Source organism: Salinibacter grassmerensis (assembly GCF_947077765.1).
Lineage (GTDB): Bacteria > Bacteroidota > Rhodothermia > Rhodothermales > Salinibacteraceae > Salinibacter > Salinibacter grassmerensis.
The window spans coordinates 66,767-85,903 of the sequence record NZ_CAMTTF010000001.1 but is presented as its reverse complement, the minus strand read 5'-3'; the positions used below and the strand labels follow the sequence as shown (position 1 = coordinate 85,903).

Here is a 19,137-nt window from a genome sequence, read left to right as displayed (position 1 = left end):
CGGGGCTTACAAAGCGTGGGTGGCACACCGAAGTGCTCCTCCCCAATACGGACTCAACGACTGCGTCGCCACGGACGCCCCCGCCCTGTCCCACTGCGCCCTCTGCTGGTGAGCAAGATCGGGAACGAAGTGTCTCGGGGACGCCCTAAAGCTGATGGCCGGTGTCCCCAAATAACGAACCGGCCTCGGAACTTTGATCTCCTCAACACACAAGTCTTGACTGAGATACCATCGATCGAGAACAGCCGTTGTCCAGCATCGGCTGTACCGGGTGGCAATGCTCCTCAAGGTCAGCGTACGATCAACTGGTCTCTCCTATCGCGGCGGCCGCAGAGCCCACTCCCTACCGAGCACAGTCCCATAGTCGCTTTCTATAGATCACCCAAGTTGATCCACGCATCCCCTTCGCAAGTGGGGCGTCACCGAGAGTGACGCTTTCAGACGGTGCAAACTAGCGCAGACGGTAGTACGCTTCCATCCCAGCGTGGAGAAGCAGAGGGAGTAGGCACACTACGGTAAGCCCCCCGACGACTGTGAAAGCCGCGACTTCATTTCCGCTCTCAAGGGTTTTACGCAAATTGGGCGAGGTGAAGAAGACATACCAAAACGCTCCAATACCCCCAATCCCAGCTATTTCGATATACGCCCACATCGATCCCAGCAAACCTTTGAATAAACTGCTCCAACTTGTCCCAAACCCGCGGTAGGCTGCGACGCCAGGATAGACAAACGAGATGAAAGTACCTACGCTCAATGAGATCGACGGATCGACGGCCGCCCCTTTCCAGAGAGAGACCGAGGGAACGAGCAGTAGCTTAGAACCGGCAGACAACATCGAGGCGTGTGCGATCAAAAAAACACCGACTGCCAATGCCTCGGCTCCTCGGCGTAGCTCTTCCCCGAAGATGCGCCAAAAGAGAAGGCCCAGTATTCCTGCTTGGACAAAGACCGTCACGAGAGTGTACCACTGAGATTGCGTTAGTTGGTTGACCTCACCCATGAACCTGGTGGATTCCTCCGAAATCATCGCTGAATCTACCAGGGGCTCTTGAAGGCCGAGCCAGGTAAGCCCTTGCGTCACGCCTAAAAACAGGATGACCGCCACCACAAGGTAGCGTCCGGGGCTCATGTATTGCCTGCGCGCTCCGGAGAGGTACTCTTCAAGCACCTCCCCGGGACGAATGGTCAACCCGACCAGTGTGGCCGGAAGCCCGCCTCCAATCTCGGACATCTCTCGGAAGGCATCGCCGGCCACGTCTCCTACCGTTAGCGAACCGCCCACCTCTTCCCCGCAGTCCGGGCAGTAGGTTCCCGAGAAGGTTCGCCCACAGCTTGGGCACTCGACGGAATCGGTGGCCGTCTCGGCGGCCCGATCGTCAGGGGACTCCACCTCAGATGAGTGTTTCTGATCGGTGGACCCGCCCTCGCTACTTGCATCCTGGCTACTTGTAGAAGCGGACATCTACGAGAGGGACACTATGAAGAAATCGTTGGGCATTGTGTCAATCAGGCAAGGTAGCGGGACACAGCGCGATTCGCAACGGACGATAGGAAGCGGTTGGCTCCGCACAAGGTGGTTGCAGAAGCATGCCCCGAAGGACCCGTGAGGACGCAAGCCGCAACTCGATGTATTCGTACAAGGAGGCGTGGCAGAACGGAAAGCTCACCTGCGAAAAGTGGTGGCATCACGAGTGCAGGGAGTACAGGCGGGACTCTGCGTCAGAGATCGGCAGAACGGCATCTACTTTCATCGGGTGGAGCGAAGTGTTATGCCGTGCAGGAGAACCCATGGAAGTCATCCTAGTCACGAGAACGGAGGCGGAGGAATCTACTGGACAACGTCTGGCTCGATGGGGTCCGAGTCGGGGGTTCCGCTGCCGAAAGGATTCTGTTCAGGATGGGGATGAACACATCCAGCGGCCGACGGGACAACTATCTCTCTGTTTAGACAGCGTTTGACAGTACCGCCGAGTTATTTTTGGGCTGGTCAGCTACGATTCGCTGCTTTCTATAGCTACGATTCGCTGCTTTCTATAAAAACATAGCTGACACTGAGTAAGAGCAGGGCGGGTACGGCCACCTCCACACCAATCTGAATCCAATTGCTGTCTTCCATCTCCATGAACCCGTATCCAAACAGAATGCCCGCGAGGAATATGGAGATGAACAGAAGGGATCTGGCTAGTGTGCTGAGCGTAGCGGGTGCTTCCTCGTCACTGGGGGGGGTCTGGCGTAGTCATATTCAACTTGAGTTATGAGCAGCAACGTAGTGAGGCATAGATGGTGGAGCTCTGCCGCAACAGGCTCACCGGGTTACGAAGGGTACTGCCAAAGCATCGCTCGTTTGCACTTAGCATCCGCCCGTTGTCAGCAGCGTGTGTTACGGCGCCCGTGGCAAGTCCGTCGTTCACATCGATCTTCCTACGACGAATCCGCTCAAAACCATCGAGACAGCCACGCAGACAATACCAGCGACCATGAGCACGACAAACAAACGCGAATTAGACTCTTGTCTCTGACGCACAAGGATGGCAGAGACAAAGGCGACGGCGCCGACGAGTAAAGAGAACAGTGGCAGAAGAGTGCTCATTTCTGGTTGCGCGTGGAGAAAATTATAGTGTGACTTGGATCGTCACGATAGAAGAACCACCTGCACATAGGGCCCAGGAAGGCGCGACTGAGGCGGCGGAGACATTGTCGGACAAAAAGCGGCAGCAGCCCACAATCAAGTGCAATGGCGGTTATGCCACACGGTTTTGCCTGTGGCTGACAAGTCAGCTCCTACCTCGCAGTAGCACATACCCAATGCCACCGGCAATGAGCAGCGGGAGTCCTACTTCCATGACGAGGATAGGAGAGCCATCCGTTGCATCTCGCAGTCCCGAAAGGCCAAGTACGACCGCTATTACAAACGAAGTGATCAGGAGGCTACAATCCCGCTTGCTGAGCTCGCAGCTGTCGGTTCGGTCGTCTTCGCCTGTCGTGGCCATGACAGCTGAATTGGGTTAAGGAATACTTCACACTGTCCGATATAGTCAATGCTAGCGATCGTATTTTCAAGCTGTGCGTTACGTCGAAGCCTACTGCCTGTCGCCATGCCCGCGATCGCCCGAGCTACTCAACCCCGTACGGCAGACGTACCGGTCTCGTCATTATAGCGACCATAAGAAAAAGGCATATGTGCACTGGGCCACCCATTTCTTCCAGCATCATCACTGCTCTCCCCCGGCGGTCCAACAGGCCATGAAGCCACGCAGCCGACGAGACGGCTCCATCACGCCCCTTCCCCTCTTTCGCTACGCACCTCCTTCAATCAGGCACTGACAGTCGCACTATTTAGAAGCGGCCAGGCCTGCACCCACCACGTGCCAACGATACGGCGGGAGCATCACGAGTCTCCTCAATACGCTCGAACGCGATTTTGCCGAACGCCGTTGTGCCCACTCTCGCATGTACTCGCGCCTGGGACGCGACCACGTCCCCGCGCCCCGCGATGAATGCGCGTTGGAGATGAAGAGCCGTCGTGGGCACCACAGGAAACTACGCACAGTCGAGCCCGCCCTACCTTCTTGGTATTTACGCCACGACGTCGTCCCGATGGTCGGGGGCGGCCTCCCGGTCTTCCAGCCACTGCAGCAGCGCCGGCAGAAAGGCGACCGCCGCCAGCAGGGTTGTCCCTAGTCCCAGCACGGCGAGGGTCCCCATCGAGTTGAGGCCGGGGTGGAAGCTCAGGAGCAAGCCCCCAAACCCGACCATCGTCGTGAGGGTGCCCATCGTAACGTGCTCGCCCGTCGACCGCAGCACCGTCCAGAGGGAGCCAGGGCCCTCCTCCCGGTACCGGTGCACCATGTGCACGCCCGCGTCGTTGCCGATCCCCAGGATGGCGGGGAAGACGACCATGTTGTAGAAATTGACCTTCAGCCCGAAGACCTCCATCACCAGCAGCATCCACAGCAGGCCCACCACGAGCGGCACGAGCGCCAGCCCGGCCCACCGGAGCGACCGGAAATTGAGCAGCATGAGCAGGGCGACGATCACGAACGTGCCCCCAATCATCCAGGGCGCCTCCCGCTGCAACAGCATCAGCATGTCCGCGGCCACGAGCGACGTCGAGCCCGCGTGGTAGGTCTCGCCGCCCTCGGTTGTGATGGTGCCCACGTCCTTCGCGAAGGCGATGGACTTCCGGCCGTCGGACAGGCCCACGGACGGATAGATCATGACGAACCGCCCGAGCTCCCCATCCTTCGTCGTAAACTGCTTCCGGAGCGACCGGGGCACCTGGTCGAGCGGAATGGGCTCGCGGGGTTGGGCGGCGCGGCGCAGCCGGTTGAGGGCGTCGGTCGACTCGTCCCGGAGGTATCGGTTTTCCGTGGCGGTCTCTCGGATTTGGGCGATGCGGGCCAGCTTGGACGCCTGGGCCGTGTCGCGGAGCGGGAACCGCTCCTGCAGGCTCTCCACCGCCAGGATGGTCGGCGAGGTCGTGTCCGCCCGCATTTTCGTGCGGACGGCCTCCACGATCTTGGGGACGGCCTCCCGGCTGTCCGCCACGATGTAGGCCGGGTTGCGGCGGTTGCCGCTGCCCCCCGTGCTGACGCGGTCGACGTACTGGTCACGCTGTTCGTACTCGGTGTATTCGGGCTCCAGCACCCCGAAGTCGTATTGAAAGTCCACCCGCGGGGCAAGCGCCAGGGCCGCGAGGACGGCCACGAGCCCCCCCACCACGACGGGCCGCGCCGCCGAATACCGCCGCGGTGCGTCCTCGGGCTCCGCCTCTACGCCAGCGCCCCTCTGCAGGTCGAGCAGGCCGGCCCGCTCCAACAGGGCCAGCAGGGCCGGCATCACCACCGTCATGGCCAGGAGCGCGAAGAGCACGCCCGTCCCCGCGACGGCCCCGAATTCGCTGAAGCCCTTGAAGTCGGCCACGACGAGCACGTAGAGGGCCCCGGCCGTCGTAAAGGCCCCGACGGCGATGGCCTGGCCGGTGCTTACGAAGGTCCGCTCCGCCGCATCGACGACCGAGTGCCCGTCGGCCCGCTCCTCGGCGTACCGCGCGTAGAAGTGGATTCCAAAGTCGATGCCCAGCCCGAAGAGCACGAGCCCAAGGGTCGAGGTCATGAGGTTGAGGCGCCCGAACAAGAGAGCGGCCACGCCGCCCGTCCAGGCCAGGCTCATGAACAGCGGCGCCCCGATCACGAGGCCCATCACCGGTGCCCGCACCAACTCGCGCAGCAGCACCCGGCCGTCGAAGCCCGGCCCCGACCGCACCCGGTAGGCCTTGTACAGGAAGTACAGAATGACCACGAGCAGCACCGTCCCCACCCCCACCCCAAACGAGCCCGTCACGTCACTCCAGATGGTGTCCACCTCTACGAGCTGCCGGTACAGGCGCCCCGCGAGCACGATTTCCATCTCCGGGTGGTACGACTCGGGATCCATTCGGTCCACCAGGGATCGGGCATCGGCGTACAGGTTCTCGATGTACCCGATGTCCGTGTTTGATCCCGACGGGTAGAACCGCAGCACCATCGTGGTGCTGTCGTCGGACACCGGGTAGCGGGTGCCGATGAGGCGGTCGTAGACCCCCTCCAGCCCCTCTCCGGACGCCTCGGTGGTATCCGGCTCGTCCTCCTCCAGTTCGAAGTAGAACGGGTTGGCGTCCTGGCGGGCCCGTTTGGCCTCCGCGATCTGGTCCTGCAGAAAGTCTTCGACCTGGCGGAGCTCCTGGTTGGACGCGAAGTAGAGCGCGTTGTCCTTCAAAAACTCGACCTCTCGCTTGTACTCGACCCGCGTCAGGTACGTCTTGCTCGTGTCCGCCTTTTGCTTCAGAGAGAGGGCCTCCGGAATGAAATCTTCCGCAAACGCCTTGTTGGCCTCAAACGACGGACTGGAGATGGCAACCGCCATGTCGCGCTCCCCCCCGACAGTACGCTGGAGGGTGTTGAGCGCCTGGACGCTTTCGTAGTCTTCGGGGACGAGGTTGGCGATGTTGGTATCGATGGAAAGCTGAGATGCCCCGTAGCCCCCCAGGACCGTCGCCAGGACAGCAAGCACGAGCACCCCTCCGGCACGCTGCGTTACACGTCGGATAAATGGCCGGAGGGCCCGAAAAAGACGATCCATTGCGTTCGTGCATTGAATGACCGAAAAAAGAAATGTACTTTCTTGCCCCGTGCCAACGGGCCGCCCGCCTCCGCGCCGGAGTAACGCGCCGATTCCTCGGCTTTCTTCGCCCAGCTCCTAAACACGCCGACGGGGTTCTGATCCGCTTCTTCCTGAGGGGCGGTAGGTTTTCCCGTCGTTTCTTCCTAACTTGGCGGTTCCCACTTCTCGTATGCTCTTGCCTTCTCTTTCGTTACCCCCTCGCTGCTCATGGCCAACACCTACGAATCGATTGACATTGGCGACTCCCACGAATGGACGCGAGTCGTCACGGCGGAGGACGTGAAGAAGTTCGCCGACATCACGGGCGACGACAACCCCGTGCATGTCGACGCGGAGTACGCGGAAGAACATTCCCGATTTGGCAAGCCCATCGTCCACGGCGTGCTCCTGCTCGGCCTCATCTCGAAGGTGCTGGGCCGCGACTTTCCCGGGCACGGCAGCATCGCCGTCGGCATTTCGTGCCGCTTTCTCCGCCCCGTCCCGGTCGGCTCTGAGGTCCGCGTCCAGGTGAAGGTCTCGGAGAAGATTGAGGACAAGAAGCACGTCAAGCTGCGCACGTACATCTACCGGGAGGGACAGATGGTCGTCGGCGGCGAAGGGCGCGTCATTCCCCCGACGGAAGAGGAGGAGGACCCCCATCGGGCCCGCCGCTAGTGGGGTCCACACGCAGCGCACATCCCACAGTCGGGTGGGCTCCGGACCAGGAGCCGGCGTGGCATCCGTTCTGTGTTCCCCAAAGCTCTCCACCAGTCAGTTTGGCAGCTTTAGGGGGCGGTCCGGAGCGACGACCTGGTCCACGTCCAGTTGGTTGATGATCGCGAGGTCCTCCTCCGTCATGTCGGACGGCAGCGCGTCCGTGTCCACGAAGGAGCGGAACGCCTCCTCCCGGTCCGCCGGTCGGATCGTGATGCGGGCGGGCTGCCGGTTCAGCTTCTCCGAGTCGGTGAGTTGGGCGAAGCTCGTCATCGTCCGCTCAAAGTCGGGCCGGTAGGCGTCGTACTGATCGGCACCGGTCGCCCCCTGAAATTGGTACACGTTGTCGCCGTAGGCAATGAAGTAGGTCAGCAGGCGAACGGCCTGCCCCTGCTGCGTCTTCCCCTCAGCCAAGACGCGCCGGGCGTCGTTTCCGTTCACGGAGGTGCTCTGACGATCGAGGACGGAGAGCCCGTCCTGCCCGGCAAATTTGCGGGCCGCGGCATCGGGGGTCTCGGCGTCGGAAAACGTGAAGAGCATGTAGGCCGACTGGTCGGGCTGTACCAGGGCCACCTGCTGGGGCTGGTTCTGTACGTCCCAGCGGTTGGGGATCGAAAACCGAAACGCCAGCTCGGGCTGGTAGAACACCCCATCCTCCGTGAAGCCCTGGCGCGGGTTCTTGCCGAGGACAGTGCTCTCGAGCGCGCCGTAGTACGCATCCTGGTCGGTCGTCTCGGCCGGCCTTCCCACCTTTTCCCGCCACGTCTGGGCCAGCTTCGGAATCGTTTGTTTTCGGGCCCCCGGGTCCGGGTGGGTTGACTGCCACGTCGGAATGGACTGCCCCCCCTGCTCCCGCACCCGGTCGAGGGACTCGAAGAAGGCCGCCCCCTCGGCCCCGTCGTAGCCCGCCCGAACGGCGTACTCCACCCCAAGCCGGTCGGACTCGCGCTCGTTGTCGCGGCTGTAGCTGAGGGACAACAACTGCGCGGCCTGCCCCCCGACTCCCATGACGTTCTCCGCGACACTGCCCCCGAACGCCACCTGCCCGGCGACGGCCCCGCCGAGGAGGAGCCCCTGCGTGAACTTCTTACGGGCCGCCTGCTGCGAGGAGTGTCGGGCCGCGACGTGCCCGATCTCGTGCCCGAGCACCATGGCCAGCTGCGCCTCGTTGTTGAGGTGGGCCATGAGGCCCCGCGTCACGTACACGTAGCCGCCGGGGAGCGCAAACGCGTTGATGATGGGGCTATCGAGCACCCGGAACTCAAACTCCGCGTTTCGAAACCGCTCGGGCGTGTCGGGCCGCCGCATGTGGCTCTCCGCCAACACCTCCCGCGCCACCTCGTCGACGTACTCCTGGAGCCCTTCGTCGTCGTAGACCCCGTACTGGCTTTGAATCTGCTTGTCCGCCTTCTTGCCCAGCTTCATCTCCTCCTGCCAGGAATAGCCGTAGGCCCGTGTGTTGCCGGAAACGGGGTTCGTGCCCGTGGAGACGCACCCGGTCCCGACCGCCAGGACCAGCAGCAGAACGGGCACGAGGGCCCGGAGTCTCGCGCATCGAGCAGAGACGCGGCGTGTAGTCGAGGACCTACTCATCGAAGACATGCTGTCACTTGTTGGCAAAGACACGTGTCGGCAAAGATCTGTGCGTCGTTCTCGAGTCAGTCGCGGGACGTTGACGCTGCGTCAGCTCCTGCGGGTGCCGACGCCACGCCGTTGGCGGCCGTCGCCTCTCCACGGGCGTATTCCGGATCCGGCTCCACCTCCGCCGTCCCGTCGCCCGGGTGCACCTGCAGGGCGCGGTGCGACGCGGGCTCCGCGCTCAGGGCCGGTTCGAAGGGCCCCCGGCGCGTGGCGGTGACGAGGCTCTGCCCCACGGCGTCCGACCGAAGAAGATCGAGAAAGACCCCGGTGCGCTTCGCGTCGAGCTTGCCGAAGGCGTCATCGAGGAGGAGCAGCGGCTCAGTGTCGTTTCGCTGTTGCAGGTAGAAGTACTGCGCCAGCTTGAGGGCCATGGCGAAGGTGCGGTGCTGGCCCTGCGAGCCGTACCGGCGCACCTTCAGATCATCGAGGCGGAAGACGAGCTCGTCCCGCTGCGGCCCCACGAGGGTGGTGCCACGGTCTCGCTCCTGTCCCCGTTTGCGGTCGAGGGCCGCCCGGAACGCGTCTTCGATGGCGTCGGGCGTCGCGTCGGGGGCCAGGTCCGCAATCGTGTCGTACTCGATCGTGGGCCGCTCGGCCACCGCGTCAATGCGGCGGTACGCCTCCTCAAGGTCGTCCGCGAACGTCTGCAGGAACTGCTGGCGCCGGTGCACAATGCGGCTGCCGAGTACGACGAGCTTTTCCGTCCAGGGGGCCAGGAGCTCGTCGGGCGGTGGGGCGGAGCGCTTCTTGTAGCTGCGGAGCACCTCGTTGCGCTGGCGCCGCGCACGGCGGTATTTCATGAGGGTCTCCATGTAGACGGTCCGCGCCTGACTGAGGATGTTGTTCACGAAGCGGCGCCGCTCGCTGGGCCCGCCGGCCGTCAGGTCGTAGTCCTCCGGCGAGAAGACGACCACGGGCAGCGTGCCGACGATGTCCGCCAGGCGGTCGAGCTCCGCACCATTCACGAAGATGCTCTTGCCCTCGCCCGGCACGTACGCCAGCCGCACGGTCATCGGCTCCTCGCGGACCTGCCCGATGCGCCCCTCGATCTCGAAATACGGCGCGTCCTTCCGGACGGCGTACCGGTCCCGCGAGGCCGTAAAGCTCTTGGTGAGGCACAGGTAGTGGACCGCCTCCAGTACGTTCGTCTTGCCCGCCCCGTTGGGCCCGTAGAGAAGATTGATCGACGGGGCGAGATTGAACTCGCTCTCCGCGTGGGCCCGGAACGACCGGAGACGAAGGGTGTGGAGGATCATGAGCGAGGCGGTTTCCACCTGGGGGTCGGGGTGCGCGTCCCGACAGTCGTCGGGACCGAGGACTCATCCATTACGACCGGGTGGGGGCCTTCGTTCATCCATCGTCCACACATGTGTTCACGCCCACATGCCCACCGAAGAGACGTTCTTCGTTCGTCCCCTTCGGAGCGCCGACACCGACGCCGCACAGCGCCTCTGGACCCAGCGGTTCGGGGGTGAGCCCTCCACCCAGCAGGAGTGGATCGAGGTTGCGCTCTCCACAACCCATTCGGCAGTCGGGCTCGTCGCGGTCGCTGCCTCAGCCCCCGAGGTCGTGGGCTTTTCGCTTCTGGATGTCGCCAGTCGTGGATACACGCGCCGGTATCTTGGACTGGAGACACTCGACGTGGCCCCACCGCTCGCCGGCCGAAACGGCATTTTCCACCTTTCGTGCGTACAGGCCGACTGGGAAGGACAGGGGATTGGGTCGGCCTTTTATGAACGCCGACTCGAGGTGCTCGCCGAGCGGGCCGTCCCTCGTGCCTTCGGCATCGCCTGGCACCGGCCCGGCCCCGTCGACAGCCGGGTGCTGTTCACAAAGTACGGGTTCACGTGCCTGGCCACCGTCGAGCGGTACTACACTCGGACCGGCACGCGCCCTACCTGTCCGGTCTGTTCGGGCGCGTGTCGGTGCACGGCCTCACTCTACGGTCGCTCCCTGCACCAGTCCTGATCCGTGCTCGGCCGAACGATATGTTTTTCGAACAAGTTTTTGGGCGGTCCAGGTCAGCCCTTCCCTCAACCTGAAACGCTGAGGTCGAGATAACCAGACCCCCTCTCCCGGATTGAATTTCACGGCGCGTTCGACACTTCCGGCACGAACCTGTACGTTAGGAAAACTTTGGAAAGGAAGACATGACTTCGGTACGTGAGCCCGACGAACGGGAGTCGTCTACGGCGACCGTTCGGCCACCAGAGACGAGCGACACGGCGAGCATCAAGCGGTAGACGAGGCCTGCAAAGAACCGAGATTCGCGAGGGCCTCTCCCCTTTTCCGCGCATCCCTGATCCTCCACTAAGGCAAGACGACGCCCCCGGAACGGCCAGCCGGCTGTTGAACCCGAAAACCCATTTGAAAATTTCGCTGTCCCTTACTGCCTCCCTCCTGTGCCTCTAATTAGGGGATCGTCGCCGCTCCACCAGAACTCAGACGGCTTACAGACACCGGCCTCCACGGAAAACGCAGAGAGGAACCAGTGACCAAGAGACGCTTCCCGTCCATGGTGCCTCCCACATATGAGACGCGAGAAATGAGCTATTCATCTCCGTCCCCACTGGTTTCAATTTCTTCTTCCTCCTCATCCCCCTCCTCTGGGTGAGTACTTCCCCCAGACGTGGACGTGCCATGCTGCATTGGAAACGTGCCTAGATGTCGACCTGAGCGGTAGAGCATAGCGAACTACGTTCGAATGTCTGAAGGCGACTGTCGAGGGTTTACTTCCTTTGGCTAAAGCGTAAAGCAAAAAGTCTAAAAATCCAAGTTTCCCCTGTCGGTCGTGACGACGTTGCTACTGGGTCTTCTTATCACACTTTCTCCCCCGGCCGATACTGCCAGCCGGGACGACTGCATAGACCTTCTGCCCGTCACGAAAAAGTCGGAGCTCCCCGTCAGTTCATTCTCGGACGCCCAGCACGTGTGGGCGGGGCGCGAGGATATTTCAGCCGACACGCTTCAGACCTACATCTCTCAACTTCAGGATGCGCGCCAGTGCTTCCAGCGTCTTCCCGAAGACGCGCGCTCAACCTTTCGGGCAACCCTTTACACCTTCAAATGGGAAGGATACCTCCGCGCCGCGCTCGCTCAGTTTTCCCGGGTTGTCGAGGTTCTCGACGACGCCCTTGCCCACCTCAATAAAACCTCACCTCCCCGTGACGAACTGGAGGCATTTCGAGCAGAGGAACGCTCCAAGATTTATCAGAAGCGGGGCTACCTGCGTCACCTTCTCGGCAACCTCTCATCCGCTCTTGACCAGTACCTAAAAGCCCTTCAGAACACTCCGGACGATGATACGGGCCTACGGATGGACTTGCTGAGAAGTGTTGGGGTTCTTTACCAACACACCCAGGACTACCAGTCCGCCCGCTACTACTTTCGCCGGGCTCGACGCCTGAATCAGAAGCGCACACTTTCCGATTCCGAAGAACGCGCCGAACTCCTACACAGCCAAGCGGACCTTCTTCTCGAAAAAACACTCAACACAAAGTTCGACCGGGCGTCGATAGAACGAGCCCAAATGCTTGCCCGCCGCAGCCGAGCGGCCGCCGGCCCTGGCACAGAGCAATTCGCCCACGCCTCAATAACGTTGTCCGAAAGTCTCGGGTATTTGGGGAAGTTTGACGAGGCTTACCGCCTGAACGACGAAGCATTGCAGCATACTCGCACGGACGGCGATGTCCAGCAGCAGGCGCTTGTTCTGCTCAAGCGGGGGGTCCTTCACATGCAAACTGAAAGGTGGTCCCAAGCAGAGACCACACTCCGTCGGGCGCTTTCCCTCGCCGAGAACCTCGGCGACCTCGACTACCAGCGTCGTGCACTGCGCGCACTGGGACGTCTCCACGAGCTGCAGAGCGACTGGCCGATGGCCGAAAAATACTACCGGGAGGGGGTCTCCGTAATCGAACAGTACCGTGAGTCGCTTACCGCCACGCAGTGGTCCTCGACGGCGTTCACTCAATGGCGCGACACGCACCGGGGGCTCGTTCGGGCCCTCCTGGCTCAAGAGCGCCCCCGAGCAGCCCTCGCTGCCCTCGATCGGACCCGTGCACGCTACCTCCAGGACCTGCGTACCCAGGCCCGCCTGGCCAACGAACTGCCGACATCGACACGCGCCCGGCTCGATAGCATCGGGCGCGCTCTCTCAGATGTGCGTACTCAATTGGCAAAAGACACGCTTTCCCCCCCTAAAGAAACAGACCTTCGAACTCGGGAAGCGACCCTCATGACGGCCCGCCAGAAGATTCTGGGCCCCGCTCTCACCACGGCCGATCGGCCGTCAATCGACCAGGTCGCTGCCTCGTTGGGCCAGCAGGACCGGGCCCTGGTCTCCTACTTCCTCGACGCCCCCTGGCCGGTGTACGACCGGCCTCCCCGCTCTGCGGCGTTCGTGCTGACGGCCGACACGCTCCGGACGGTCGCCCTCCCGGGCCTCACACAGGACTCGGTGCGGCACCACGTCTCCTCCATCTCCCCCCTGTTCGCGGACCAGCAGGCGTCCCAGGGAATCGGCGCGATGCACTTCGACCTCCGTCCGCTTCGGGCGCTGCACGACCGCCTCTACGCCCCCGTGGCGGAGCACCTTCCCGACGGCCAGCCGCTGACCGTCATCCCCGACGGGCCGATGTTTCACGTGCCATTTTCGATGTTGACCACGGCTGCCCCCGGGGGGCGCTACGACCACGATCGGGCCCGCTTCGTGCTTCACGAACGCCCGACGGCGCTCGATTTGTCGACCTCCCTAGCGGCCGACACCTCGGAAACGCGAGGGGGTACCGCATCATTCTCGTCCGACCTGGCGGCCTTCGGGGTGTCTTCTTTTGATGGCCTCCGTCCCCCTTCGTCGTCCCTGCCCCCCTCCCGCGCCGGCACGACCGCGACCTCGTCCCTTTCTCTGCCGCCCCTGCCGGGCGTGCAGTCCGAGATCAACACCCTCGACCGTCTGTTCGACGACGCCGACACGTTTCTCGACGAGCGCGCGACAGAGACAGCCTTCGCCACCGCCAGCCGACAGGCCAGCGTGCTTCATCTGGCCTCGCACGCCCTCGTCAACCCCTCCTCCTCGCTCCAAAACGCCTTTCTCCTCCACCCCGACTCCAGTTCGGACGGGCTCTTGTTTCTCCACGAGTTGCAGACCCGCGATCGCGCTCTTCCCTTGGCCGTCCTCAGTGGGTGCAGTACCGCCCGCGGTACGCTGCGGGGAGGCGAGGGCATGGCGGGCCTCCAGTACGCCTTTCGGGTTATGGGGGCCCAGTCGACGGTCTCCAACCTGTGGCCCACGGCCGACCAGTCCAGTGTTGCGCTCATGGAGCACTTCTACCAGAATCTTCGGGCGGGGCAGCCCAAAGATCGGGCGCTCCGACGGGCCAAGCTCACGTACCTGGAGACCCACACCGGAAACGTGAGCCCGTTCTTCTGGGCGCCCACGGTACTCTACGGCTCCCCTCGCTCCCTGCAGCTTGGCCCTGGCAGCAGCTCGTTTCTCTGGTCGTGGAAGCCTGTGGCCCTCGCCCTGCTCATAGCCCTTCTCGCCTGGTCCATCGTTTACGCTCGCTCCCGAACGGGCCTCACAGCCTCCTAGCGACCCCGAAGTCTCGTCGATTTGAACCCGTTCCCCTCGCGGCACGCCCGCATCGCCCCCCGTTCCCGACATGCCCAACTCTTCCTCCCTGTTTGACGAGCTTGAGGACCTCGCCACCGAGCAGCAAAACCCCCACTCTACCCACATCGACACCGCGTCGGTGGCGGAAATCCTGCGCGTCATCAATACGGAGGACCACAAGGTGCCCATCGCGGTGCGCCGAGAGCTGCCGTACGTCGCGGAGGCTGTTGAGATCGTCGTCGAGGCCTTCGAGGCCGACGGGCGCCTCTTTTACGTGGGTGCCGGGACGAGCGGGCGGCTCGGCGTCGTGGACGCCTCGGAGTGTCCGCCCACGTTCGGCGTCGACCCGAAGCGGGTGCAGGGCATCATCGCCGGCGGGCGCGAGGCAGTTTTCCGGTCGCAGGAGGGAGCGGAGGACGTGCCCCAAGCGGGCGCTGAGGCACTGGAGGAGCATGACGTCACGTCGGACGACGTGGTGTGTGGCATTGCCTCCAGCGGGCGCACGCCGTTCGTGGTGGGGGCCGTGGAGCACGCCCGGGACGCTATCGGCGCCCCCACCCTCTTCGTGACCACCGTTCCCCGCGACGAACTGGACGTGGACCCGGACGTGGCGATTTGTCCCGTGGTGGGGCCGGAGGTCATCATGGGCTCCACCCGCATGAAGAGCGGCACCGCGCAGAAGCTTGTGCTCAATATGATCACCACCGCGGCGATGGTGCGCCTCGGCAAGGTCTACGAGAACATGATGGTGGACCTGCGGCGCACCAGCGAGAAGCTCGTGGAGCGCGGCATCCGTACGGTGATGATGGTGACGGGCGTCGAGTACGAGGAGGCCGACGCTATTCTCGACGCCTGCGACGGGCACGTCAAGACCGCCATCGTCATGATCCTCGCGGACGTGGACGTAACGGAGGCGCGGCGGCGGCTGGACGCAAACGATGGCTTCGTGCGGCCGGCGATTGAGGAGGACGGATAACGCCTTTCTAGATTCGCTTTTGCCGGAGAAGCGGGCCGAAGCCACCACATGTCTCTCCGCTTCTTTGGGATGGTCACGTCGAGCACCGCGAGACAGCGTCCCTAAACCACAGGCTCTTTCCCGTTTTCGGGGAGCCCTACCTCGGGTCGGGGGCAACGTCGCGGCCCCTCGTTGCTCTCCGACGGCCGCCATATCTCCCATGTCGTCGGGTCCCAGAATCGGCGTGCGGGCGCCGCCCCTGACCGTCTTGATTCCGCGTTCGCACCTGGTGGGTCCGCACCGGTATCGTGCAGCCAGCCGACACCTCCGGACGTGCTCCCCGTGTTTCACGTGAAACACGGCCGTCCGTCCTCGTCGCCCTTGTGGCTTTCCCCCGTTGGTCGTGAAACATCTGCGACTCCTCGATGCCTGCTGCTCCGCCCCGCAGCAACGGGGGAACCTCCCGGCTCGAATGCCCCGTTGACCTTGGCGAAGTGAAAGCGCTTGCCACCCGCTTCTAGACCCCTCTCATCCCCGACTGCCGCCAATGCCGCGGCGTCGGGCTTTCCGTGTTGAGGAGCGTCCCCGCCTCGTTCGCACCGACGTTCAGAAACCTGTACGACCGCCCGTGTCCCTCACCGCCATCGCCAACCGCATCGAAGAAACCGCGGCCGTCACGCGCCTCCGCGCCTGGACCGCCGAGGCCCAGCGTGGGGACCGCACGCCCGCCCTCCACGTGACCGGGGCGGCGGGCTCCCTTCCGGCCTTCCTGCTGTCTCACCTCCACCGGGAGCCCGGCACGCCCCTCTGCGTGCTGACGCCCGACGAGGACGCGGCGGCGTACCTACAGAGCGACCTGGAGCAGCTCGTCGGGAATCCGGACGAGGCGCTTCTCCGCGTTCCCGCTACCCAGAAGACGCCGTACGACCCCGACCAGATTGCGGACTCGACGCCGCTGATCGAGCGGGCCGACGCCCTGCAGCGGCTGGCGGAGGGCTTTGAGGGCATCCTCGTGACGAGCGTCCCGGCGGTCGGCGAGCTCGTGCCCCCGCCCCAGGCCGTGCAGCGGGAAACGCTAACTGTGGAGACGGGCGAAGAAATCGCGCTAGAGGCACTGGCCGACCGGCTGCTGGAGCAGGACTTCTCGCCGGTTGAGTTCGTGGAGGAGCCCGGCGAGTTCGCGCGGCGCGGCGGCATCCTCGACGTGTTTCCCTACGCCGGCACCTACCCCATCCGCATCGACTTCTTCGGCGACGAGGTGGACGGCCTACGCGAGTTCGACCCGCAGACGCAGCGCTCGGTGAGCCGCCTCACCACCGCCCGCCTCGTTCCCAACCTGGAGCGCGAGGAGGCGGCCCGCGGGTCCATCGCCCTCTTCAAGTACCTGCCCGGCGACGCGGTGCTCGCGACCCTCGACGAGGCCCAGGTGCGTGAAGGCGCGCAGGCGCAGTACGAGGAGGCCGTGGCTGCCTACGAGGACCGCCGCGCGGAGCTGGCCGAGGACGACGAGGCGGACGAGGCACCCGACGACCTTACGCCGCCGGACGATCGCTTCCTCACTGGGGATCAGATGTCGGCCGCCCTCACGCGGCACCCGCGTCTCCAGTTTGGGACGTTCACCCAGTCCGCCACCAACGGCACCCCCACCGACACGCTCGACCTGGAGGCCGACCCGCAGCCGTCCTTCAGCAGCGACATGGACCTCGTGCGGAAGCGGCTCCAGGAAAACGGCGACCGCGATCTCGACACGTTTATACTCTGCGACAGCCACGGCCAGAGCTCTCGCCTCCGCGACCTGCTGGAGTCGGAGATTGACCACGGCTGGGCACGCCTCGTCGTGGAGTCGCTGCACGAGGGCTTCGAGTGGCCCGGGGCGAGTCTGGCCGTCTTCACCGACCACCAGATCTTTAACCGCTACCACCGTCCCTCCACCCAGCAGCGGGACGGCCACGCGGACGGGATGAACATCCGCGACATCAAGAATCTGACGCGGGGCGACTTCGTGGTGCACGTGGACCACGGCATTGGGCGGTTCGACGGCATGAAGAAGATTACCGTCCGCGACAACCAGCAGGAGGCCGTGCGCCTCAATTTTGCCGACAACGACGTGCTGTACGTCAACGTCCACGCCCTCCACAAGCTCAACAAGTACACCGGCAAGGAGGGGCACCAACCCACCCTCACGAAGCTCGGCTCCGAGCAGTGGGAGCGAAAAAAGCAGCGGACGAAGGACCAGGTCAAGGACGTTGCGCGCGACCTCATCAAACTCTACGCGAAGCGGAAGGCGTCGGACGGCTACGCCTTCTCCAGCGATACGACCTGGCAGCGCGAGATGGAGGCGAGCTTCGAGTTCGAGGCCACGCCGGACCAGGCCGAGGCCACCAAGGCCGTGAAGAGCGACATGGAGGAGCCGGTGCCGATGGACCGGCTCGTCTGCGGCGACGTGGGCTTTGGCAAGACCGAGGTCGCGGTGCGCGCCGCCTTCAAGGCGGTGCAGGACGGCAAGCAGGTGGCCATGCTCGTGCCCACCACCATCCTCGCCCAGCAGCACCACGACACGTTCAGCGAGCGCATGGAGCGCTTTCCCGTGAACGTGGAGGTGCTCTCCCGCTTCCGCTCGCGGTCCGACCAGGCCGAGGTCCTGGAGAAGCTGGAAAAAGGGCAGGTCGACATCCTCGTCGGCACGCACCGCATTACGTCCGACGACATTTCGTTCGACGACCTCGGGCTCCTCATCGTCGACGAGGAGCAGCGCTTCGGCGTGAAGACGAAGGAGAAGCTCCGCACGATGCGCGAGGACATCGATACGCTCACGCTGACCGCCACCCCCATTCCCCGGACGCTCCAGTTTTCGCTCCTCGGGGCGCGGGACCTGTCGCTCATCGAGACACCGCCCCCCAACCGCCAGCCGATCAACACCGAGATTCACACCTTCGACGAGGACGTCATCCGCGACGCGATCGTCTACGAGACGAGCCGCGGGGGCCAGGTCTTCTTCATCCACAACCGCGTAAAGACGATCCACGAGGTGGCCGAGATGGTGCGCGCCATGGTGCCGAACGTGCGGGTGGGCGTGGGCCACGGCCAGATGAGCGCGAACGAACTGGAGGACGTGATGCTCGACTTCGTCAACGAGAAGCTCGACGTGCTCGTCTCCACTTCCATCATCGAGAACGGGCTCGATATCTCGAACGCGAACACGATGATCATTAACCACGCGGGCGATCACTTTGGGCTCTCCGAGCTCCACCAGTTGCGGGGCCGCGTGGGGCGGTCGCAGCGGAAGGCGTTCTGCCACCTCCTGGTGCCCTCCGTGCACGGCCTCACCGACGATGCCCGCGAGCGGCTGAAGGCGGTGGAGCAGTTCTCCGACCTCGGCAGCGGGTTCGACATCGCCATGCGCGACCTCGATATCCGCGGTGCCGGCTCGCTGCTGGGCGCCGAGCAGAGCGGCTTCGTCGAGGACGTCGGCTACGAGACCTACCACAAGATCCTCGACCAGGCCGTCAAGGAGCTCCGCGAGGAGGAGTTCGACGACGTGTTTGACGGGGAGGCCGTGCCGCCCGGGCCCGAAACCTCCGTCGACGTGGAGGAGGACGCCTACATCCCGGAGTCGTACCTGCGGGACAACACCGAGCGCCTCAACCTCTACCGCCGCATCAGCGACGCGCCGGACGAGACGACGCTGGTCGATCTCCTCGACGAGATGGAGGACCGCTTCGGCGAGGCGCCGGAGCCGGTGCAGGACCTCCTCACGGGCGCCCGGCTCCGCCTTCTCGGCGAGCAGCTCCGCATGCCGAAGGTGGTCTACAAGAACGAGCGGCTCTTCCTCTACCTTCCCAGCGAAGACGCCGACCCGTACTTCTACGACGAGGTCTTCCACCCGCTCCTCGAGAAGCTCACGCTCCTCGACCGCGAGTACGTGATGAAGGACGACGTGGAGGGGGGTCTCATGCGCGCCATCGTGCAGGACGTAGACACCCTGGACGAGGCACTTCAGGTGACCGAGTCGCTACTGCTGGAGGAGACCACCACGGTGGCGACGGTGGAGGCGTAAGTACGTGGGGGCGTAGAG

General features: G+C 63.9%; 9 protein-coding genes. 5 read left to right on the top strand and 4 right to left on the bottom strand.

The features are described from left to right. Window positions 1-451: 451 nt before the first annotated feature. On the bottom strand, window positions 452-1,462 hold the full coding sequence (locus OJB03_RS00420; RefSeq protein WP_263784336.1) for a DUF3667 domain-containing protein: 1,011 nt from the start codon (window positions 1,460-1,462) through the stop codon (window positions 452-454). A 2,114-nt stretch (window positions 1,463-3,576) separates the two neighbouring features. Further along, a complete protein-coding gene (locus OJB03_RS00415) occupies window positions 3,577-6,120 on the bottom strand; it encodes an efflux RND transporter permease subunit (protein ID WP_263784335.1) in 2,544 nt (847 codons plus the stop codon). Between the two features lie 249 nt (window positions 6,121-6,369). Here OJB03_RS00415 and OJB03_RS00410 point away from each other — a divergent pair, with 249 nt between their 5' ends. Continuing rightward, window positions 6,370-6,816: a MaoC family dehydratase gene (locus OJB03_RS00410; RefSeq protein WP_263784334.1), complete on the top strand. Its 447-nt coding sequence runs from the start codon at window positions 6,370-6,372 to the stop codon at window positions 6,814-6,816. Window positions 6,817-6,912: 96 nt separating this feature from the next. On the opposite strand, the gene OJB03_RS00405 is transcribed toward OJB03_RS00410, so the two are convergent. After that, the gene (locus OJB03_RS00405; RefSeq protein ID WP_263784333.1) at window positions 6,913-8,448 is read right to left on the bottom strand and encodes a M48 family metalloprotease; all 1,536 of its coding nucleotides are present in this window, start codon (window positions 8,446-8,448) and stop codon (window positions 6,913-6,915) included. A 65-nt stretch (window positions 8,449-8,513) separates the two neighbouring features. Beyond that, complete coding sequence (recF, locus tag OJB03_RS00400; protein ID WP_263785523.1) at window positions 8,514-9,752, bottom strand: DNA replication/repair protein RecF; 1,239 nt, start codon at window positions 9,750-9,752, stop codon at window positions 8,514-8,516. 127 nt (window positions 9,753-9,879) lie between these two features. Here recF and OJB03_RS00395 point away from each other — a divergent pair, with 127 nt between their 5' ends. The 4 genes from OJB03_RS00395 (at window position 9,880) to mfd (ending at window position 19,119) form a co-directional block, all read left to right on the top strand. Beyond that, a complete protein-coding gene (locus OJB03_RS00395; protein ID WP_263784332.1) occupies window positions 9,880-10,464 on the top strand; it encodes an N-acetyltransferase in 585 nt (194 codons plus the stop codon). 823 nt (window positions 10,465-11,287) lie between these two features. Further along, on the top strand, window positions 11,288-14,086 hold the full coding sequence (locus OJB03_RS00390; RefSeq protein WP_263784331.1) for a CHAT domain-containing protein: 2,799 nt from the start codon (window positions 11,288-11,290) through the stop codon (window positions 14,084-14,086). Window positions 14,087-14,156: 70 nt separating this feature from the next. Then, window positions 14,157-15,083, top strand: coding sequence for an N-acetylmuramic acid 6-phosphate etherase (gene murQ / locus OJB03_RS00385; RefSeq protein ID WP_263784330.1), 927 nt, complete (start codon window positions 14,157-14,159; stop codon window positions 15,081-15,083). 607 nt (window positions 15,084-15,690) lie between these two features. Then, window positions 15,691-19,119: a transcription-repair coupling factor gene (mfd, locus tag OJB03_RS00380; RefSeq protein ID WP_263784329.1), complete on the top strand. Its 3,429-nt coding sequence runs from the start codon at window positions 15,691-15,693 to the stop codon at window positions 19,117-19,119. Window positions 19,120-19,137: the final 18 nt, after the last annotated feature.